This is a genomic window from Pseudomonas sp. PvP025 (assembly GCF_017832155.1).
In the GTDB taxonomy this organism is placed as follows: domain Bacteria; phylum Pseudomonadota; class Gammaproteobacteria; order Pseudomonadales; family Pseudomonadaceae; genus Aquipseudomonas.
On the sequence record NZ_JAFIBJ010000001.1, the window covers coordinates 475,260 to 497,415 of the forward strand.

9 protein-coding genes are annotated in these 22,156 nt (G+C 60.3%); all 9 read left to right on the forward strand.

The genetic code is table 11. From position 1 onward, the window contains the following. Nucleotides 1-12 precede the first annotated feature (12 nt). The gene (locus tag JOE32_RS02200; RefSeq protein WP_054097933.1) at nucleotides 13-954 is read left to right on the forward strand and encodes an aspartyl/asparaginyl beta-hydroxylase domain-containing protein; all 942 of its coding nucleotides are present in this window, start codon (nucleotides 13-15) and stop codon (nucleotides 952-954) included. Next, nucleotides 941-1,936, forward strand: coding sequence for a TauD/TfdA family dioxygenase (locus JOE32_RS02205; RefSeq protein ID WP_209981012.1), 996 nt, complete (start codon nucleotides 941-943; stop codon nucleotides 1,934-1,936). The genes JOE32_RS02200 and JOE32_RS02205 overlap by 14 nt, the downstream gene beginning before the upstream one ends. Nucleotides 1,937-2,011: 75 nt before the next feature. Further along, complete coding sequence (locus JOE32_RS02210) at nucleotides 2,012-7,027, forward strand: non-ribosomal peptide synthetase (RefSeq protein ID WP_209981014.1); 5,016 nt, start codon at nucleotides 2,012-2,014, stop codon at nucleotides 7,025-7,027. Further along, on the forward strand, nucleotides 6,969-10,343 hold the full coding sequence (locus tag JOE32_RS02215) for an AMP-binding protein (protein ID WP_209981015.1): 3,375 nt from the start codon (nucleotides 6,969-6,971) through the stop codon (nucleotides 10,341-10,343). The genes JOE32_RS02210 and JOE32_RS02215 overlap by 59 nt, the downstream gene beginning before the upstream one ends. Beyond that, nucleotides 10,321-14,994, forward strand: a complete 4,674-nt coding sequence (locus JOE32_RS02220) for a beta-ketoacyl synthase N-terminal-like domain-containing protein (RefSeq protein WP_209981017.1) — start codon at nucleotides 10,321-10,323, stop codon at nucleotides 14,992-14,994. The genes JOE32_RS02215 and JOE32_RS02220 overlap by 23 nt, the downstream gene beginning before the upstream one ends. Next, entirely contained in the window at nucleotides 14,984-16,606 is a 1,623-nt protein-coding gene (locus tag JOE32_RS02225; protein ID WP_093127345.1) for a condensation domain-containing protein, read from the forward strand. The genes JOE32_RS02220 and JOE32_RS02225 overlap by 11 nt, the downstream gene beginning before the upstream one ends. Next, the gene (locus JOE32_RS02230; protein ID WP_209981019.1) at nucleotides 16,599-17,666 is read left to right on the forward strand and encodes a TauD/TfdA family dioxygenase; all 1,068 of its coding nucleotides are present in this window, start codon (nucleotides 16,599-16,601) and stop codon (nucleotides 17,664-17,666) included. Before JOE32_RS02225 ends, JOE32_RS02230 begins: the two co-directional genes overlap by 8 nt. Then, on the forward strand, nucleotides 17,663-20,632 hold the full coding sequence (locus JOE32_RS02235; protein ID WP_209981020.1) for an AMP-binding protein: 2,970 nt from the start codon (nucleotides 17,663-17,665) through the stop codon (nucleotides 20,630-20,632). Before JOE32_RS02230 ends, JOE32_RS02235 begins: the two co-directional genes overlap by 4 nt. Beyond that, complete coding sequence (locus JOE32_RS02240; protein WP_209981022.1) at nucleotides 20,633-22,147, forward strand: hypothetical protein; 1,515 nt, start codon at nucleotides 20,633-20,635, stop codon at nucleotides 22,145-22,147. It begins immediately after the preceding gene. Nucleotides 22,148-22,156 lie beyond the last annotated feature (9 nt).

Genomic DNA, 22,156 nt, shown 5'->3' on the forward strand with positions numbered 1-22,156 from the left:
TTGGAGCAAGGGATGAATATAGACGGTACACAAGAACGCTTGCGTGCTCGCGCTAACGAACTGATCGGGCAGATGGCTGCCTGTGCCGATTGGACAGCGGCACGACGACTGGCCCAGGTAATGGCGGAGTTAGGCTACTTTCCCAGCGCGTTGCAACGCCCCAACCGTTATATCAAGAGCATTGCCGGCCCAGCACTCTATCGTGCCGAAGATTTCGAGCTGGCTCGCCACCTTGAAACCCATGGTCAGGTCATCGTCGACGAAGTGCTTGCGGCTGTGAAGATCGGCTACCAGGATTTTTCAGACGTTGAAGAACCACTGGTGGAAACCGGCGGACAGTGGCAGGAGTTGGTCTTCTTTGAGGCGGGTGTACGCTCGGAGCGTGCCGCACGTCATCTGCCCGCGACCTTTGCTGTCCTCAATGCACTGGCCCCAGAAATACTGGGCGCTGGCGTGGTCATGTTGTCCCGGATAGTCCCGGGCACTCACATTGTTGCGCACTGTGGTGAAACCAACGGTCGATTGCGCCTGCACATGGGCATCAAGACGCCATCCGATGCGGTCATGCGGGTGGGCTCGGAATCAGTGCGCTGGCAGGCAGGTAAATGCATTGTGTTCGACGATTCGTTCGAGCACGAAGTGTGGAACCTCAGTGATGAGGACAGGATTGTGCTGATTGTCGACTTTCTTCATCCGCAGGCCCCACCTTCATCGGTCACGGGCGCCGGCGCCGGGATTCAGGGGAGGGTGGCTGAATTGCTCCGCGAGGCTCACCTGTCGGGAATTCATCTTGAAGAACAAAGTGGTGAGCCGCGGCTGCTTCCAGACGCGTTCCTGGGCGCCAAGCTGCGTCGCTATATGAATGAGCTAGGGGCGCAGAAGGTCGAGCTAGACGCTTCGGAGCGCCTTCTTATCACCAAGGATGCGCGAGGTCGGCAAGATGTCGGTTGCTGATTCAAATGCCAGGTTGAGCGCTTGCCAATCCATGCTGCCGTTGGGTGTCTTGCTTGAGAGACTTGACGATACAGCCTCGACGCTGCTGGTGCGGGCCACTTTGCCGAACATGCTTCTACGCGATGTATTAGGTAACGGGAGTGCCGAGCTGAGTGAGTGGGCCAGGTATGAAGGGGCGGTGCTCTTTCGTGGCTTTGCGGTTGAGGGGGCCGAACAGTTCGCCGATGCGATGACCGCTTTCACCGGTGTGTCCCTGGAATATGAAGAGCGCAGCACGCCACGCACACAAGTGGGGGAACACGTGTATACCGCGACGGAGTATCCCGCCCGTGAACCGATTTTCCTGCACAACGAAAACGCCTACGCCTCTTGCTGGCCTCAATTCCTTGCATTTCACTGCGAGCGCCCCGCACCTCAAGGGGGAGCAATGATTCTCGCCGACACCCGCCGCGTGTACGCGGGCATACCGCAGGAACTGAGCGCAGACTGCGACCGCCGAGGCTTGCTGTACAAGCGTCGTTTCATCGACGGCATCGGTTATTCCTGGCAGCAGGCGTTTGGCGTTCGCGACGAAGAACAGTTGGCCAGCGTGCTCCAGGAGCGCGGTTATCAGTGGTACCACGAGGGCGACCAGCTTGTCGTGCAGCGTACATCGAGCTGGTCCACAACTCATCCGCAGACCAACCAGTCAGCGTGGTTCAACCATGGCGTGTTTTTCAACGCGATGTCGCTGCCGCAGGCGACGCGCAGCGCTTTCGCCCATCTGTTCGGCCAGGATATCTATCCGTTTCAGACCCTCTATGGCGATGGTTGCGCGATAGAACCCGCCACTTATTCACTGCTCAAAGGCGCTTATGAACAGGCGCTTTATCGAGTTCTGCTGCAGCCAGGCGATGTATTGCTCATCGACAACCTGGTGACTGCGCATGGCCGTGATGCCTACACGGGACTGCGCAAACACTATGTAAAAATGCTTGCTTAAACCCGGTCTCGCAGCGGCGAGGAGGCGAGCCGGCCCCGCCCAAACCAACTTACGAACGGAACGAAGAAAATGATTATGGATCATCACCAAGCACCTACTCTCTCGGCCCTCTCTATGTTCGATGAGCAAGTAAGGCGTGTACCCGATGCGGTCGCGTTGCGCGAGGATGCGCGCGTTATTTCCTACCGTGAGCTGGATGAGCGTGTGTGCATCGCCAGTGGCGGGCTGATAGCAAAAGGCGTAAGCCCCGGCAGTCATGTTGTGCTTTTTATGCCGCGCAGCATCGACTTTGTGGTGGCAACCCTGGCGGTCCTGAGGGTGGGAGCGGCCTATGTGCCAGTCGACCCTGCATCGCCTCTTGTGCGTCTGCAGCGCATGCTTGCCCGCTGTGCGCCGGCGCTGGTCATCACCTCCGGGCGGACCACGTTACCGGGGATCGACTGGCCTGCTCTGTCACTGCAGGAGTTATGTGAAGACGGACAGGGGGCGCCGGCACCGGCCAATGGTTATGGCTCCGGCGATGAGATCGCCTACGTGCTGCATACCTCCGGTACCACTGGGGAGCCTAATGGTGTGCAGATCACTGGTCGCGGCCTGGCCAACTATCTGTCCTGGGCCGCCAAGACTTATGCAACCGACGGCACCTATCAGGCGTTCTGGCATACGGCGGCGACTTTCGATTTGTCGATCACCAGCTTCCTTGTGCCGCTCGCATCTGGCGGCTGTGTCGATATCCTGCCAAACGAGTCGGCGTTGGAGTCGCTGTTAAATCGCCTGGCGGATAGCCGTGAACCCTTTGTTGTAAAGGTAACGCCGACGCACGTACGTGCCATCGTTGACTGGTTCGATGCACAGGGCCGCTTGAGCACGGTCGCGCACGTGTTTGTGATCGGCGGAGAAGAGTTGTTCGTACGCGATTGCGTCGCCCTTGAGCGGTTGTTCCCTAATGGCCGTCTCTACAACGAATACGGCCCGACGGAGGCAACAGTCGGATGCTGTGTTCAACAATGGACCGGTGCAGCCTCGGCTAATGGCGAAACCATGGCGATCGGTACGCCGATCGATGGGATGACCCTCTATGTGGTTGACGAACAGGGCGAGTTGGCAGCTGTCGGGGCCCGCGGAGAGATTCTGATCGCCGGTACAGGTGTCATGGCCGGCTACCTGGGCAACCCGCAGCTATCCGCGCAAAAACTCAAGTCCGTCCATTGGGCCGACGGCCTGTGCTACAAGACGGGCGATCTTGGCGCACAGCGTGAGGACGGTACGTTCGTATACTTCGGGCGTACTGACATGCAGGTCAAACTCAACGGCTATCGGATTGAACTGGCCGAGATCGAGACCCTGGCTCTGGAGGTCGGCCAAGTCCGTCATGCAGCGGCAGTGGTAACGCACGCTGGCTCCAGTTCGACCCTGACGCTCTTTGTCGAGACCCAGGCCGCGGACGTCGAGGTGGCGGTTGCTCGGCACTTGGCCAACGTGCTGCCTGAGTACATGCGACCTTCGCGCATAGTTGCCTTGCCCGCTTTGCCCGTGACGGCCCACGACAAGATCGACCGTCGTGCGCTGGCCGAGCTTGAGGTGGTGCAGGCGCCGGCAGCAGCCGATGGCCATATCGATAGTGTCGAAGAAACGCTTATCGCCGTCTGGCAGCGTGTGCTGCAACACGAAGGCATCGCTCTGGATGACAATTATTTCGCGTTGGGTGGCGATTCGCTGCGCAGTATCGAAGTGACCTCGATGGCTTACCAGCGTGGTGTGCGCTTCTCTATCGCGACATTGCACCTGAACCCGACGGTCCGTGCACTGGCCAAGGCCGTGCGCGAGGCGGCGACGCCGATCGACGTGCCGATGTCCGAACCGTTCTACCTGGTGTCGGAAAAGGACAGGGCGGTGGTGCCGGACGATGTGGAGGATGCCTATCCGCTCAATCTCCTGCAGGAAGGCATGATCTACCACCGCGAGTTCGCCGCAAAGTCAGCGGTTTACCATGCTATCTGCTCGTATCACGTAGAAATGCCCGTGGATGTCGCGGCAATGCGCACCGCTGTCGAGGAATTGGTTGCGCGTCATCCGCTGCTGCGCACCTCGTTCGACCTGACTCACTTCAGCCGGCCCCTCCAACTGGTCCACAAAGCCAGCGAGCCGGAGTTTGGGTACCTGGATCTCAGGGACGTTGATCCGCAGACACACCAGGATTATGTGGATGCTTGGCTTGAAGATGAAAAAAAGCGCGGCTTCGAAATCGAACAGTACCCGCTAATCCGTTTCATGTTGCACCATTTCTCGGAGGGCAGTTGCCAGCTCAGCTACAGTTTCCACCACGAAATCATCGACGGCTGGAGTGATGCCTTGATGGTGACCGAGCTGGTCAATCGCTATATGGCTCGGGTCAACGGGGAGGCATTTGAACTGCCTGAGCTTCGTTCTACGTTCCGCGATTCGATCTTGCTCGAACAGCAAGCAGTCAGCGATGACAGCTACCGGGAATTCTGGAACGAGAGGATGCGTGACGTCTCGGTCATGCGTCTGCCAAGCTTCGTGGCGCCACGTGCGGACCTGGGCCAGCGCGAGATTATCAAGTTCGAGGTGCCCATCAGCGTCGAGTTGTCCAATGACCTCAAGCGCCTGGCCAATCAACTGGCCGTGCCGCTCAAGTCCGTACTGCTGGCCGCGCACATGAAAGTAATGAGCCTGCTCGGCGGGGTAGACGATGTAATGTCTTATACCGTATCCAATGGGCGGCCCGAGAACCGCGACAGTCATGCGGTGATCGGCCTTTTCGTCAACAGCCTGGCGTTCCGCATGAGCCTGCCCGGAGGCAGTTGGAGCGATTTGATCCTCGATACCCTGAACAGTGAGCATGAGGTATTGGCTCATCGGCGTTACCCTATGGCGGAGGTCAAGCGCCAGCACGGCAGCGAGCCGCTGTCGGAGACGCTGTTCTTCTTCAACCATTACCACGTTACCGATGCGTTGGAGCAGTGGCCGAACCTCAAGATGCTGGGCCTCAAGGTCTATGCGGAGTCAACATTCCCCTTCTGTGTCAATGCGTTTCTGACGCCTTTCGACAAGGACCTGCGCGTACGCCTCGAGTACGATAAGTTGCGTTATGACAAAGCGGTGATGGACGTCGCTGGCGACTTCTATCTGGCCGTGTTGTCGGCGATGGTGGCTGATCCAACGGCCAACTACCATGCGCAGTCCTTCCTGCCTCAGCAACAGCTGGATTGCGTACTGGCCTCGAACAACGCTGCACCGGCGCTCAAACAGCCGGCATTTGAATCCGTCGTGAAGCGGATCAGGGAGCATGCGCGACGTTCGCCCGAGCAAGTGGCAATCGTCAGTGGACAGTCGAACATCAGCTTTGCTGAGTTGGATGCCATGGCCACGCGCTTCGCCGCCCGGCTTGTACTTGAAGAGCAAGTGCGCCCAGGAGACATGGTTGGGTTGCTGATGTCCCGAGGCATTCCTGCAATCGTTGCCATGCTGGCGATCCTCAAGGCTGGCGCCGCCTATGTGCCGCTTAACACCGAGCAACCGGTAGCGCGCCTGTCGGCTGCTATTGCACAAACCGGTGGGACAGTGGTCTGTGACGACGCGGTCCATACGCAGATTGTGCCGGGCATTGAAGGCGATATTCGCTTTGTGCGCTATTCGGATGCGGCGGTCGCCGGCGGCGACGCAGTGGTGGACGTAGCTGTATCAGGCCATAGCGCCGCCTACGTGATCTTCACGTCCGGTTCCACCGGTACACCTAAAGCGACGGTGGTGTCTCACGCTAACCTCGACAGCTCTACACGCGAGCGAGTGGCCTATTACGGGCTGGGGCACGATGACCGTTGTGCGCTGCTGTCTTCCCCGGCGTTCGACAGTGCGGTTGGCGTCATCTTCGGCGCTCTGGTGGGCGGGTCGACACTGGTCATCCCGGATGAGGATACCCTGCTTGACCTGGTGGAGCTGGTCCGGTTCCTGCGCACGACAAACGTAACCATGACGCTGTGCACGCCTTCGTTGCTTGACACGCTGTTGGCCGCGGACGATTTCGTCACGCTGAAGCTGCGCCAGATCATCTCGGCCGGTGAAGCCCTGTCGTGCGACACCTATGCGCGTGCCGCAGCCATTGCGGGGGTTACCGTGTTCAATGAGTACGGACCTACCGAGGCGACTGTCTGGGCGAGCGTGTGGCGTGGCCAGTCCTATCGCGACATGTCGACGATGCCCATCGGTCGCGCTATTGCCGGAGCGCAGCTCTACGTGCTCGATGGGCGCATGCATCCGCTGGCGGTAGGGGTTCCGGGTGAGCTATACATCGGCGGCGCCGGTGTCGCCCAAGGCTATCTGGGCGCACCGGCACAGACAGCAGCGGTGTACCTGCCTGACCCGTTCAGCCAAGTGCCAGGGGCCAGGATGTACCGTACCGGCGACCTGGTTCGCATCGATCTTGAAGGCAACGTGGAATTTCTGACGCGGCGTGACCGGTTGGTGAAGGTCCAGGGTTTCCGGGTTGAGCCCGGGGAAATCGAGCACGTGCTAGCCACTCACCCTCAACTGCACCGGGCTGTCGTGGTGGTCAAACCGGTGAATGGCATCAAGCAGCTGGTCGCGTATGTGGTTCGCCGCAATAGCGCAGAGGAACTGTCGGTCGATCAACTCAAGGCGTTCTGCAAGCAGAACCTGCCCAAGTACATGCTGCCCGCACAGTTCGTATTCGTTGACGCGGTACCGGTCTCGAGCACTGGCAAGGTCGATCTGGCTTCGCTTGAACACTCGGCGATGGAGGCTGCAGCCGGTGCTGTATCTGCCGCGCCGCAATCGCCCCTGCAGGCGATGCTGGCGGATATCTGGCAAGCCGCGCTCAATGTCGAACGCGTCGGTATTTACGACGACTTCATGGCATTGGGGGGCGAGTCGCTGGCGGCCCTGCGTGTTGCCGCAAAGGTACGCAGCACGCTCGACGTCGACATTCCGGTTCGTACGCTGCTCGCTTCAATGGACACCATTGCAGGCCTCGCCCTGGCACTGGAGTCGCATGCAGCTTCGCGCGCCGACGACAAGCCTAAGGAAGAACTTGAAAGTGGCGTACTGTAACGCCACTGAGGTTGCCGGAGATCTGGTTGCTGCGGGGCTTGAGCTGTGGAGTGAGGGAGGGCGGTTGCGTTATGCCGGCCCTGTCGGGGCGTTGAGTGATGAACTCAAGGCCCGCGCAGCTCAGGTCCGCGGTGCCCTTGTCGAACGTCTTGCTCAGGGGGACCGGCTCGCGCCGCCCTCCCGTGCGCAGCAGCGCATCTATGCTGCGCACGCTATGGGTGGGGAGGGCGACAACTATCTGGTGCCGCTCGCCTGGCGCATGGACGGTGCGCTGGAGGCGGGCCGGGTGCTTGAATGCGTGAGCACTCTGGTCAAGCGCCACGAAGTTCTGAGGCAGGGCTTCGTGCGTTTCGGCAAGTATCTGGTGAGTGTGGTTTCGGCGCAGGCAGAGGTGGACTTTGCCGCGCTGTCCGTCATCTGCCTGCCGGGTCAAGACCTGTCCGTCGCGATCCGCAGCTGGATTGAGGAGGAGTCGGCCAGGCCGTTGGATGTGGCACGCTCTGCGATGTTCCGCGTCCGCTTGGTGACGGCACGCGATGGCAGCTGCTACCTGTTGTGGGTCCTTCATCACCTGATCTGTGATGAGTGGTCCAGCGCTCAACTGCTGCAGGAATTCGTTGTGCTTTATAGCGCAGGTGCCGAGGCGTTGCCGGCGCCGGTTGCTTATCGGGATTACGTCCAGTGGGAACACCTGCAAACGCGCGAGCGGTCACCGCTGCTGGATAAATGCGTAGAGCGGCTCGAGCTGGCCACAGGCGAGACGAGTACGCCGTCGCGTCCGCATTCGCAAGCCGGCGACAACCGTACGGCACTTGCGAGGCTGGACCTGACGCCTGCCGCGAGTACGGCTGTCGCCAATGCGGCGCGTGCAATGAAGGTTTCCGAGTTCGTTTTCCTGTTGTCCGCTTTCGTGATGCTACAAGCGCGTTACTCCCGTTCGCGCAACACCGGGCTTGTGACGCCAGTGACTGCACGCTTGGACGAGCGCTTCATGAATGTCGTGGGACCTGTCCAGCAGTTGGCGATCATATCCAGCACGGTCGGGCCTGATCGCACATTCTCCAGCCTGTGTGCAAGCATTACCCGCCAGGTTAATGACGCGTTCTCCCCTGAATACCCACCGATGGAGCATATCTTGGCCGAACACTCGGCGCGCAAGGGCGGCGTGCGTACTGAGTTGCCGGGGACATTGTTTGTAATGGCCGGCCCGGCCATGAATCTGTCGTTGGGAAACGTGCAAGGCGTCTCCATGAGCCTGCGCAATCGAGAGGCCAAGACTAATTTGCTGGCCTGTGCGGCGCGCAGTGAGGGCGTCTTGCAACTGGCTTTTGAATATCGGCCCGCTTCATTGGAAGCAGCAATTGCGCGGCAGATGCTGGATGAGTATGCCTCCTTGCTCCCGCTATGTGCGCAAGACACTTCGATTTGCGAGCGATTAGTCGAAGCGGCCACAGTTCGCCGCCAGGCGCAAATGCCTGTGGCCTTGGCAGCACGCGAGGGCAATGTGCTGCAGTGGTTTGACGAGACCGTGTTGCGCAACCCCGATGCTGCTGCCGTAACCGGTGCCCAGTACTTCAGTTACAGGCAGTTGGCGGGGTTGGTCAACCACATCAGCGTTGGCCTGCCTGCGAGTGTCGTAAACCGTGGAGCCTGTGTGGCGGTATGGGGCCGTCTTTCGGCGCGGATGATTGCCACCCTGCTTGGGGTGATGCGTGCGGGCGCGTGTGTGGTGCCGTTTGACGCGGACATGCCTGAGCAGCGTGTCGTGATGATCTGTCAGCGCGATGGCATCGATCTGCTCATCGTGTGTGATCCGGCACTCGCAAGGCCGGGAATTGAATGTGCCGTTGGCGTGCCGGTCATGCTGCCTGATGAGCTGGCGTGGGACGGCGTCGATCCTGCACCACTCGAGCACTGCCCGACGCTGCATGTCGATTCGCTCGCCTATGTCATGTATACGTCTGGCTCCAGCGGTGAGCCTAAGGGCGTGAGCGTGTCTCATCGCGCTTTTTCCCGGTTTGTCGAATGGGCGAGCGCAGCCTTCGCGTTCAATGAGCTCGCGGCGTTCAACGTCCTCACACATGCATCGTTCGATGTCTCGCTATTCGAAGTGTTTGCTCCACTGGTGACGGGTTGCCCGTTGCATATCGACGCGGGGCAGACCTACCTGGAGCGGTTGCGTGCATCGGCAACGGGCGCAATAGCCGCCGTGCCGTCGGTACTGAGATCTGCCCTTGCCGCGGGTATTTCCTTGAAGGCTGCGACGCATCTGTTTGTCGCCGGTGAGGCCTTCTCGCCGGCGTTGGCCACACTACTGGCAGCCCAAGTGCCGCATGCTCAAGTCTGGAACCTGTACGGGCCTACGGAGGCGGTGGTCTACACAAGTATCCACAAGATTGCGGCGGGCGGGCCTGTACCCATCGGCGTGCCTCGCGATGGCCTGGCCTGTTACGTGTTGCGTGATGACTGGACGCTGTTGCCCAATGGCGCACTGGGCGAGTTGGCCATCGGCGGGCACATCGCTCGGGAATACCTGGGCATGCCGGCCCTGACGGCGGCGCGTTTTGTACCTGATCCTTTCACTGCGCACGCAGCAGGCCGGATGTACCTGACCGGCGACCTGGTATTCGTCGATGGACACGGGATATTGCACTACGTCGGGCGTCGGGACCGTCAGCTCAAAAATATGGGCGTAAGGTTGGAACCGGAGGAAGTCGAACGGGTGCTGCTCGACCATCCTCTCGTTACCGCAGCATGCGTCTGCATGGGGCAAGACGATGCTCAACTGGTTGCTTTCGTCGAAGCGGACATCGCGTCAGTGCAGGAGCATGACCTGCGCCGGCACTGCTATGAGCGCTTGCCGCGTGCGATGACGCCGCAGCGTTTCGTGTTGAGCCCTGCCCTCCAAAGAACGCCTGCCGGAAAACTCGATGTGACGGCATTGCGTGCCAGGCTTGCGCATCTCGCCGCCCAACCATTGACCGGACTGCAGCCTGCAGGCGCGACTCAAACCCTGTTGATGGGGTTATGGGCAGAGGTCCTGGGACATACCCGTTTCGATATCCGCACCAACTTTTTTGAAGCCGGTGGTAATTCGTTGCTGCTGCTGGCGCTTTTTGATCGGCTGCCGGGTAACAGTGCCGAGCCGCTGAGTGTGGTCGACCTGTTCAACTACACGACCGTGGAGCAACTCGCGGGTCGACTCGATCAGTCTTCTCGTTCCATCCGGCACGATATGCCTTCCTCCAGCGTGAAAAATTACAAGACGGCCCTGCGTCGCCACAAGGTTAAGTATGGAAACGATAAATCAGTTTGAAGATGAGCAGTGGCTGGGCAAGGCCGCAATAGTTGGCCTGTCGTGCCGCTTTCCCGGTGCCGAGGATGTGCACCGCTACTGGTCGAACCTGCTGGATGGCGTTGAGTCGGTAGAGCGCTTCGAGGCAATTGAGCGTGCCCGCAGCCGTTTCGCTCCAGGTGACATGGACCGCGACGCGTTCGTTGGGGCCGAGGCCGTCATGCCGGGCGTGGATGAATTTGACCATGAGCTGTTCGGTTACACCCCGGGGGAAGCCCGCAGGCTCGATCCGCAGCTGCGCATTGCGCTGCAATGCGCTCACGAAGCACTCGAGGATGCGGGGTGTGGCGGCATGGCGCCCCATGAGGGCAAGGTAGGCGTGTTCTTTTCCGCGAGTATGAGCACCTACCTGCTGGAGCACGTGCTCGAAGAAAACATGGACGGCCTGGGGGCTTTGTTGGGTAATGACAAGGACCATATCGCCACAACCATCGCGTTTCGCCTGGGGCTGACCGGGGCAGCCGTCAGTGTCGGCAGCGGCTGCTCCAGCTCGGCCGCGGCGCTCCATTTCGCATGCCTTGCGCTGGCTACCTACCAGTGCGATGTAGCGCTTGTCGGCGGTTCATCCATTATCTTTCCACAACGCCAGGGACACGTTTACCGAGAGGGCGGTGTGTATTCCCAGGACGGTCACTGCCGGCCGTTTTCGGCTGATGCCACGGGAACCATCGGTGGAAGCGGGGTGGGTGTGGTTGTGCTCAGGCGCCTTGACGAAGCCGTGCGCGATAACCATTCCATCTATTGCGCTATCGCCGGCAGTGCCTGTGGCAACGATGGCCGGCGGAAGGTTGGCTATGCAGCGCCTTCCGTTGAAGGCCAGGTCGAAACGATCCGTCTGGCGCTGGCCACGGCCCAGGCCGATCCGAAAGACTTTGCTTACATAGAGGCCCATGCCACCGGCACCGCGCTGGGAGATCCCATTGAGCTTGATGCGCTGCATCGGGCCTTCGGACCGTCAGGCGGTGATGGCGCATACTGTGCGCTGGGCTCCGTCAAGGCCAATATCGGTCACCTTGACAGTGCCAGCGGCGTCGCCAGTGTGATCAAGGCTGCCTTATGCGTGTCAGAGCGTAAGCGACCGCCGCAGATAGGCTTCACTCAGGGCCATCCACTGGTGCCTTGGCAGACCTCGCCCTTTCGCGTCGAGTCGCAAGGCGGATCATTGTTTGAGGGGGCCGGCACCGGCTATGTCGGCGTCAACTCGCTCGGCATGGGTGGCACGAATGTATTCGTCGTGCTTGAACCCGCGCCGCAGCGTATGCGGCTGCAGAGCCAGGGGAACCAGCCCGTACCTATCCTGCTCAGTGCGCATCGCACGGATGTGCTGGAGGATGTGATCAGTGCCCTGCATGCGTACGTCCTCGCCGAAAGTCCTGACCTGACGGACCTGGCCTACACGCTGTGTGTTGGCAGAAAACCTTATGCCTGCCGCGTGGCGTTCCTCTGTCGAGACCTCGACGAGCTGCTGGCACAACTCGAGCAAGGCCTTGCAGCGAGCCTTGCGATCGATGAGGCGGACTCCATGATCAGCGCCTGGCTCGCCAATGAACCGGTGGACCTGCGTGACCGGTTCCCAGTAACAGCACTTCGTTTGCATTTGCCGGCTTACCCTTATCGCCGCACGCTGTGTCGAATGGAGGCGCGGGCAGCGCTTAGCGTACCGGTGTGGCGCAGGGCATTGATGGCAGTCCCTGAGGCGCCTTCACGGGAGCAGGACCGGACCGTGCACGCGGCGTTGGAAGACTACTGTATTGCCCTGGTGCGAGATTTTCTCGCCGACCGCGCCATTGACTTGAGTGCTCGTCAACCGTTAGAGCGTGTCCAAGTGCTTGAGCAGTTCGGGCTGGCGCCCGCATACGCACGTTTTGGCGAATACCTCATCGACGTGCTGCTATCGCGCAGTTTGTTCACGCCCGAACAAACGGCTCTGAGGCCAACAGGCCTGACGGACTTGCCACATTCTTCGCAACTGGCTGCCAGCATCTGTGAGCGCTGGCCTGTCTACACGCCATTGGTGAAGTTGCTCGCCGAATTGGCGCGTCAGCGCGAATCGATTGTCTGCCAGGGACGCCCCGTTCTGGAAGTATTGGCCAACCAAGGCCATGACGCGATCGCAGCCGCTATTGCCTGTGATGCGCAGCGCAGTGCGGTGCTCGCTGATCAGTTCAACCAGATCGACAGTTTTCTGCGCCAGTTCGCAGCCCAGCTGGATCGGCCGTTGCGCGTACTTGAGATCGGTTGCGGACATATTGCCCTGACTGAGCACCTGCTCGTCGCCACAGGCAGCGAACACATCATGGAGTATTGGGTAACCGATGCCGATGAGCGGCTTGTCGCCAAGGCGCGCGAGCGGCTGGAAGGCACCGTTACGTCGACCTCCAGCCATCTGCATTTCGCGCGCTTCGATATTGATCGCCGCCCGGCCACCCAAGGATTGCCCATCGGCCATTTCGATGCGCTGATCGGGTTTAACGTTCTCCATGTAGCCGCAGATTTGCACGTTGCCTTGGATAACCTTGGCGACGTCATTAACGAACAGGGCGTAATGTGCCAGATCGACACGGTTGATCCGCGGCTGTCGACTCAGTTGATCTGGGGCATGCTTCCAGAATGGTGGCGCTACGAAGATCAGCGGGTGCACGGCCCGTTATTGTCGATCGAAGCTTACCGGCATCTGCTGGCGTCGGCATGCAGTGAACATGCCCTGGTCGGGCGACTCGACGAGAAGGCCGAATCGCTGCTCTGGTTTGCCACGCCGAAGTCGCGGAGCACGGAGCACACTTATGTGCCAGCTTGGCGCCGCGTCACAGGCCTGTGCCCTCAGCCTTGGCGCGCGGGTGAGGTGGTGCTTGCATTTGTCGATGATGCGATGCTTCGTGCGGGAATCGACAGCCTGGCCGGCGAGAATGCTGTAACGGTCATGGGCATCGTACGTGCAGGCCTTGACCCGGTGTATCCTGATGATCGGGCCGCTGTGCCGGGCGCCGAAGCGGATGTGCGGGCCGCGATCCAGGCGTGCCTGCACCGCCACGGCAAGATCGACCGGGTGGTATATGCCTGGGATGCGCCGGTGCTGGGTTGCGAGCAGGGCGATGCACTAGTCACTTCGCTGGGTACACTACACTGGGCAGCCAAGGCCCTTGATCAACTCCAAGGCGAGGCCGCTGTCGAGTGGTTGCTCATCTCCCGCGGCCTTTACAGAGTCGCCGGTGACGAGCGCGTGCAGGCACAGGCAAGCCTGGCCCAAGACATGATGCGAATGATTGAGCTGGAGTATCCGCAGTTTCATCTGCGCCATGTCGAGCTTCCGCTGCAGGGCAGATTGCCGCAGCAGTTTGTCGCCGCCTGTACGGCCGCGCATGATGGCGATACGCTAGCCATTCGTGGTCGTCATCTCTGGCAGCCCTACCATGAACGCGTTGACCTTCCTGGCACCGAGCCCGACCTGAATGGAGCCGTGGTCGTCCTTGTGGGCGGCCTGGGCGGCCTCGGCCTGTCAATCGCCCAGGCATTGGTCAGTCGCTTCGAGCTGCATCTGGTCATCGTCCATCGCGCCAACTGGCTCGACCTTCCCGCTACCGAGGACAACGAAAAGCAGGCGCTTATTCGCCAACAGCTCGCCACGATCCAAGGCCGGGCGATGTCCCTGCAACTCGAACACGCCGATGCCAATGAGCGCGACGCAGTGTTCGCTGCTGCCCGGAGCATTGGTGAACGCCATGGCAACGTTGACGGTGTGCTCTACCTGGCAGGGGAGGTCGATCGTCAGGGCGTATTGAGGAATCGTTCGTTCGCGGCGCTCGAGCAATCGGTACGCACCAAGACCCACGGTGTGTCTCACGTGACCGAGGCTTTTGCCGGCCTCGCCCCGCGCTTTCATGTCAACTTCTCGTCCATCGGTACAGTCCTGCACAAAGCAAAATTCGGCGAAGCCGGCTACGTAATCGGTAACGGTTACTTGAATGCTCATGCGCGTGAAGGCGGCGATGCTGCATGCCGGTTTATGTGTATCAACTGGACCGATTGGCAGGCTGACGGCATGTGGGCCTACGCACAACTCGAATTCCAGGCACGCTACGCGTTGAACACCGACAGGCGCGACAGCGAGTCCGATACCTGGGGCGATTCCCATTGGCTGCAAAGCCTGTCGGCACGCCAAGGTGTCGATCTGTTGCTCAGGGCCCTGGCATCGGAGCACGATGAAATTGTCGTGTGTGCCCAGGATCTGCAAACACTCATGGATTACCAGAAACGCGCGACGCATGCCGATTACGGGCGCTATCTGGACACATTGCAATTAAGCGCTGCCGTGCAGTCGCCGCGTCAAACGCAGGTGCCGTCTTTCGCGGTACAAGGCACCCCCCGTGTTCTGGCGCAGATCTGGGAAGAGCTGCTAGGCGTTTGTGTTCAAAGCATGGAGGACAACTTTTACACAGCGGGCGGGGATTCGCTCCTGGCACTGCGTCTGGCCGCGCTTGTGAAGCAGGCCTACGGGGTCGACCTATCACTTTCGACGCTGCTCGATACCCTGACTTTTGGTGGGTTCGTGGCGTACATCGATAGGAAACTTGCCGAGAAATCCTCGGCCTCGGAGGTCAGCATTGGGCTCTGAATCCCCGGCGTTCTCACTGCTCGTCGAGTTGTATCGGCAGGGCGGACGCATCCTGCCCCAGCAGGACGGGCTGCAGGTCAAGGGCCGCGGAGAGCGCCTGGGCAGTGATTTGCTCGAAGGACTGGTTCGACATAAAAGTGACCTGCGTCAGTTGCTCGGCGTACGGATGGACGGAGCCACTGGTTCTATCGCCGTCCCGCTTTCCAGCGCCCAGGAGGAAATCTGGGCCGTGGAGCGGGCTCGGCCCGATACCACGCGGTTCGGACTCACCAGCTGTGTGCTGATCAAGGGCCGCCTGGACCACGCCATCGTCACAGAAGTGCTCAATGCACTGGTCGAGCGCCATGTCGCCTTGCGCACGGGATTCATCGAGGAGGGCTACCCATCGGTCCGGCAGGTGGTTCATTCCGTGCGGCATTTCGAAGCAGTGGTAGAGCGGGGACCTGCGCACTTGGTGGATGACCCATCGGTCTTGCTGCGGCGTGTCGCGGCCAATCAGGCGAGGCGCACCTTCGACCTGGCTGCGGGGCCATTGCTTGACGTGGAGCTATTGATGCTGGGCAAAGAGCATGTGTTGTTGACGCTGCGAAGACACCACATCGCCAGTGACGGGACCTCTTTCGCAATCATTGTTGATGAGTTTTGCCGCGACTACCTTGCCCTGCATACTGGCAAGCGTCTGGTACAGGAAACCGGCACCCTGGGCTATCCGGCGTTCGCGGCTTATGAACAAGCGGCCATCGCCCGTGATGGGCGTGGGTCATTGCGCAAGTGGTGGCGAGATGAACTCAGTCGCGCGGCACGATTTGCGGCTGCGGCTGATCGTCCTGGCCAGGCGCTGGAACCTGTCACCTTGGCAGAACACCCCATGCGCTCGTTCGACTTTGTGCTGCAAGCGTCACTTCTGGTCGAGTTGCGGGCACTGTCACAGCGCTGTGGCGAATCGTTATATTCGACGATGTTTGCGCTATTTCGCTTGCTGTTGGAAGCCAATAATGCGCCAGGTGCCGAATGCATCGGCGTGGATGCTTCGATGCGCGATGAGGCAGAGTTCGAACGCACCGTCGGGCTGTTTGTCAACCGCGTACCCATCGTTCAGGGAGTCGAGCCCCAGTCATCGTTCGAGTCGATGGTTGCGCAAGTCGGAAGAACCCTGCGTGGTGCTTTGGCGCACAAGTGGCTGGCGCATCATGAGATCGAGGCGCAGGGTACTGCGGCAGGGGTGTCGTGTTTCGGTTACCTGTTCGGCTTCCATAACAATGCCCATGCCACCTTTTCTCTGCCGGGGTGTTCGGTCGTGGCGAACCATGTTCACAATGAACAGGAGCACGATGTTCCTTTTGTCTGCTACCTGAGCGAAATACATTCGAGCCTGCGAATGAGTGTGGCCTATCGCGCCTTGCCTCATACCGAGGCGCTGGCCAGTGACTTCCAATCGTCATACTTGCAGCTTGCAGGGCTCGCTGTCGTCTCGTCCAATACCTCCTGCAGCCAGTTTATTGCCGCAGTCCAGGCTCGTCAGCAGCAGGACAATGACGGGCGTCGGAGTGCTTTTGCCAGGTTGAAACGGCATCGTCCATCGCATGTAAACGGGGAAAACGACAATGCATGAATGGAAGAAGCGTTTCTCGCGGACTGCCGGGGCCGCTACGGCCGCGACGGCGGACACCTGGAAGGATCTTGTGCTGCACGTTGGTGACGAGAGACCGTTCATGTCGACGTTCACTCCGGTTAAGTCAGGGACCCGGTTGGCAGAGGTTTTCCGACGTCATTGTGCACACATCAATGCCCTGCTCGATGAGCGTGGTGCCCTGTTGTTTCGCGGCTTCGAAGTGGGGGGCGCACGCGAACTCGAACTGCTGGGCCAGTGGGTCGGCCACGGCGCCTGTGAAAGTCGAGAGGAGACCTCTCCACGCAGTCACATCGCTGGCAACGTGTATACCGCGACCGAATACCCGGGGCGATACCCCATCGCCTTTCACAACGAATGCTCCTATCAGAAAACGATGCCGGCAAAGTTGCTGTTTTATTGCGGTCAACCTTCTCATACCGGGGGAGCGACCTTGCTTGCTGATGGCCGAGCGGTATGGCGGGCGCTACCCGAACCCGTCAAGGCCTCATTCGCCGGCCACGGCTATCGTCTGATGCGTACCTACCATCCGAACTTCGGCATGTCCTGGAGGCAAGCGTTTGGCGTGAATGACCGGGCGAGCGTCGAAGCGATGGCTTTGAGTGATGGAATCTCACTCGAATGGAAAAGCAATGACGTGCTGACGACCACACAGACGCGGCCATGTGTGGGTATCCATCCCCGCACCGGCAAGGCCAGTTGGATCAACCACCTGTATTTCTTTCACCATTCGAATCTGCCGGAACACGCTCGGCAAGCGCTGCTTACGGATGCCGGTGCGGACCTGCTGGTCAATGACACCTGTCATGCCGATGGAACGCCTATTGCGCTCGACACGCTCGCGGCGATCGGGCAGGCTTATGAGGCCAATACACTGTCAGTTGAATGGCAGGCTGGTGATGTGCTCTTGGTCGATAACCTTTGCGTAGCTCATGGCCGCACTCCATACGAAGGAGTGAGAACCCTTTATTTTGCTCAACTTGACCGCGTTGAATGGGCACAACTGCATAATTCGTTACTTGTTCAGGAAGAACATCCATGAGCCTTTCTTCTCTTTCGTTGCCGCAACTTCAGGCCTATGGCCGTGGTTCCTTCAGCGAAGGCCGTGCAGAAGTCATCTGCAGCACGTTCTCTCTATCAAATGAAATTCCCGTTGAGAAACTGCGTCAGTGGGCTGGCGATCTGCTACTTGAGGCCAATATTCCGTTACCGGGCATGGAGCAACGCTGCCCCGTCGACATGGCCCAGGCATCCAGCCTCGATCGCGCGTGTGAGCGCATAGTGCAAGTGCTGCGCCAGGGTGACTGTCCCTGTGCGTTGACGCAGGTATCGATCAACGGCGCGGCGTGGCTGATAGCGGTTGCGCGTCCTTGGGTATTTGATGCTGACGGCTTGTCCCGTTTTGTGCACCGGGTGCTTGAATGCGCCCAGGGTGTGGTGAAAGGGGCGGATGAGCAGTCCAGCTATCTGGATTATGTACAGTGGCAACGCGAACTGATGGCCAGCCCGGAGGCGCAGTTCGGCAAACAGTTTTGGACACGGATGGCATTATCTTTTCGTCCGCTGTGTGACCTGCGCATCGGCGAGCGCCTGGAGACAGTCGCACCCTGGAGAGCCTCTTTCAGCACGCTAAGCCTGGAACCGATCTTTGCACAGCGCCTGGAGTCGATTGCCGCACGACTGCGGGTATCCATTGATGCGTTGGTGCTGAGTAGTTGGCTGGTCGTGCTGGAGCGCCTTCTCCCAGAGGAAACCAAGGACCTGGTCGTGGTGGTTGCAGATAGTGCTGACGAGGGATTCGGCGACCTGCTCGGGCGGCTGGGTTTTGAATTGCCGATGACGTTCAACGTCGCAGATAGCAGCCCTTTTGCCAGCCTGGCCAAGCATGTCGATAAACAGTTGGAGGAGGGCGGGGAGTGGAAGGAGTGTTTCTTCGAGCAGCATCTCTCGATCGATGCCGACCGTCTCGGCGCGCGGTTTTCCACGCGCACCCTGCAACATTTCGATGGCCAGGACACAAGCTGCCGTGAGCATCTGCACCCTTCGTTCGCCCCGTCGAGTTGCCTCGAAGCAATTTTCGTGCGGGGGCCGCAGCCGGCGCTTGCGCTTTGTGCCGATGCGGCGTGCTATTCGCAAGCCACGCTGGATTTCTTACTCGGCCAATTGCACAGAACGTTGATGCGGGCGAGCGACGATGTGATGGCGTCGGTCGGGCAATTGAAAGCCCCTGATGCACTCGCGGAGCAATCCAGCGTTATGCAGGTTGGCGGTAGTGACGAGACCGCGCCGCAGTCGGTGCCTGAACGTATCAATGAGGTCATCGATCAGCATGCCCAAACCATTGCCATTGAGTATGGAGCACGCTCATGGACTTACCGTGAGCTGGGGTTGCTTGTCGAAGAACAGGTGCGCACGCTGGAGCAATGCGGTGTTGGCATTGAGCAATGTGTTGGGTTAACGGTGTCTGATCCGCTGCGCTATCTGGTCGCCGCACTGGCGGTATGGCGCCTGGGGGCACACTTTGTCGCGCTGGGTGAAAACCTGCCGCAAGCACGTATGCAGCAGATTATCGAGCGCACGGGGGTCCGGGTGATCGTCGACCCCGATGGAGGCCTGCGCACGCATGGCATGCCCATGACAGCGTGCGCACCGTCGCAGCTGCGCCCGCCACTGCATCCCGACCTGCTGGCCTACGTTATCTTTACCTCCGGCACCAGCGGGGAGCCGCGTGCCGTTGCTGTCTCGCACCGTGCGCTGGCCAACCAGTTGGCCGCATTGACTCGGCAGTTACCCCTCGAACCCGGTGCGATTGTGTTGGGACGTACCACCGCGACCTTCGATGCTTCGCTATGGGAGTGGATGCTCGCATTTTGTGCCGGTGCGCGGCTGCTCGTGATGGGCCCCCTGCAAGCTTCTTCGGAGCGGGCGATTATCGCTGCGCTCGAGCAACGCCCGATCAGCATCGTGCAGATGACGCCAAGCCTGCTCGCGCGCTGCCTGCGGGTGGGCGGCGCCGACGCGTTGGCTAAACCGGCGCATGTGCTTGTCGGGGGAGAACCGCTGGATGGGTCGCTGGTTGCGGCGGTGGTGGAGCGAGGCGGGACATTGGTCAATGCTTACGGCCCTGCCGAGACCTGTATCAATGCCAGCCTGTTTCGTGCCGCCCGAGACGCGTATCCCCGTACAGTGCCGATCGGCGAGCCCTTGGATGGGTACGTCTTCTACGTTGTTGATCGCGCACTTCGGCCGGTGCCTCTGGGTAGCTGCGGCATGTTGTGTATTGGCGGAGCGGGTCTGGCCAGGGGCCTGGTGGGGGCTCCAGGCGCTACCGCCCATGCGTTTGTGCCGGACCCGTTCAGCCATCGGCCGGGTGCGCGGATGTATGTGACAGGCGATCTGTCACGCCGCCTGCCGAATGGTAACATCGAGTTTGTCGCGCGTCGGGACGATCAGTTGAAGATCAATGGTGTGCGTATCGACAGCGCTGAAGTCCTCGCGGCTATCAAAGCCGAGCGATCTGTGAGGGACGCCACACTGATACAACTGCGCGAGCCTGCGGTGAGCCTGGTGGCCTGTGTCGTCCCGGTGTCGGCCAACCATTTCAGTGTCGACGCCTTGAACGCTGCATTGCGGCTGCGCTTGCCCATGAGCATGTGCCCGGCCAGGATCATTGTTCTCGACACCTTGGCGCTGGATGCGCATGGCAAGGTCGACCGCCGCGCGCTGGCGGCAATCGCACAGGCGCAACTGGAGTCCACATACGTGGCGCCCAGGACCCCGACAGAGGTTGGCGTGGCACAATGCTGGTGCTCGGTGCTGGACGTCGAGCAGGTAGGTGTACATGACAACTTCTTCATGAATGGTGGTCATTCACTTTCATTCAGTCGCCTGATTGTGGCCCTGCGCGAGAAATTTGGCATCAGCCTGTCTCTTGGCAGTGTGATCGATGCGCCGAGTATTGCCGCTCTGGCAGCTCATATCGATATGCAATTGAAGCCTGATAGCTGAATGGATATGTTCGAAAGCCTGGCTATCGTCGGAGGAGGCCAGTCAGCCAAGTATCTGCTGTTGGGCATAGCCCATGCGGTCGTGGCGGGACGACTCCCTTCCACGTTGACTATCGGGATCTATGAGCAGGGACACGGATGGGGCACCGGACTGGCCTGGTGCCCGGACAATGTCAGTGACGTTCACGTGTCGAGTCTTGCCACACCTTCGCGGAGGGCGGAGGTCGGTCGGGGCGAACTGAAGCGGTTCGAGCAGATCGTCGCCTTTCTCGTCAGCCTGGGGGTTAGCGTCACAAGCAGGAGCGCAACCCTTATCAGCTCGGTTGAGCGCGCCGGCCAGGGCTGGACCCTGCGCAGTGACAAAGGCGCCCTGTACCAGGCCCGGCATGTGGTTCTGGCAATCGGGCATAGCGCCTTTGCCGAACAACGTTTCGTCGGCCAGGCGCACCTGCGCCCGTGGCCGTTCCGTGCGCTGTGCGAGCGTGTTCAGGCGCGTGTGGCGACGGGGAGGGCCGATGTCTTGGTGTTGGGCAGCTATCTGACGGCCGTTGACGTGGTGGCCGGTCTGGATGCGAATTTCGGTACGGACCCGGCCCGATTGCGCATGAGCGTGCTCTCTGGCAGCGGTGAGTTACCCAAGGTGTGGGGCGCGCCGCCGCCCGCGCTGGATGTTGATACGCTCAGCCGGCGTGTGCTGTCTGATACGGTTCTGCAACGATGCGCTGGCAACAGGTTTGGCCTGGATGAGATCGAGCGGATGATTCTGCAGGTCGCTTTTGAGGGCGGCACAGAGGCAGTGCCAGAGACCTCGCTGGAAGCAGAGTTACGCCGGCTCTGTGCCGGCGAATCCGCAGAACGCTTGAAGCGGGATCTTCAGGAAACAGCCGGAGGCGCTGTGATTGCATGGCAAACCGCGCTTTTCGGTGGGTTGCCGCTGTTGAGCGAAGCCTTCGCTGACTTCACTGATCGGGACAAACTCCGCTTCCTGTCGATACGTTCGCGTTACTACCGGGCCGCTATGCCGATGGCGCGTGAAAATGCGCTGCGCCTGGACGCTCTGTTTGACCGCGGAGTACTTTGCACCCTGGCTGCGCCTGCGGGCTATCAGCTCGATTACAGCAACGAACGCCGTGTGCATAGCCTCAGTCTGGCGGATGAAAGCGGGAGGAGCAGGCACGTCGGTGAGTTTGATTTTGTCGTAGCGGCCGCCGGGTCTGACACGCGGCTTGCCCATAGCGCCTCGCCTTTGCTACGGCAGTTGTACGATAGCGGCTTGGCGTGCGGGGTGTATGCCCATGACGCGGGCAGATCGGTCGAATTGGGTGGAGTGCGCGTGAATGCGCGCACCTGCGAGATGTTGCCGGCACGAGCGTCCTTGGAGGCGGGCGCCGGTCGCCTGTTTGCGATGGGGCCGCTGTTGATCGGCACTTTTCCGGATGCACAAAGCGTGGGTCATATCGCACGCGATGCCGAGCGTATCGTCGAACGACTAGTGGTGTTGAACATCAAGGATTGATTGCGTCGC

What these genes read in the sequence shown, in the direction of transcription:
- JOE32_RS02220 (WP_209981017.1), top strand. Translation starts at nt 10,321, where the DNA reads ATGGAAACGATAAATCAGTTTGAAGATGAGCAGTGGCTGGGCAAGGCC.
- JOE32_RS02230 (WP_209981019.1), top strand. Translation starts at nt 16,599, where the DNA reads ATGCATGAATGGAAGAAGCGTTTCTCGCGGACTGCCGGGGCCGCTACG.
- JOE32_RS02210 (WP_209981014.1), top strand. Translation starts at nt 2,012, where the DNA reads ATGGATCATCACCAAGCACCTACTCTCTCGGCCCTCTCTATGTTCGAT.
- JOE32_RS02240 (WP_209981022.1), top strand. Translation starts at nt 20,633, where the DNA reads ATGGATATGTTCGAAAGCCTGGCTATCGTCGGAGGAGGCCAGTCAGCC.
- JOE32_RS02235 (WP_209981020.1), top strand. Translation starts at nt 17,663, where the DNA reads ATGAGCCTTTCTTCTCTTTCGTTGCCGCAACTTCAGGCCTATGGCCGT.
- JOE32_RS02215 (WP_209981015.1), top strand. Translation starts at nt 6,969, where the DNA reads ATGCAGCTTCGCGCGCCGACGACAAGCCTAAGGAAGAACTTGAAAGTG.
- JOE32_RS02200 (WP_054097933.1), top strand. Translation starts at nt 13, where the DNA reads ATGAATATAGACGGTACACAAGAACGCTTGCGTGCTCGCGCTAACGAA.
- JOE32_RS02205 (WP_209981012.1), top strand. Translation starts at nt 941, where the DNA reads ATGTCGGTTGCTGATTCAAATGCCAGGTTGAGCGCTTGCCAATCCATG.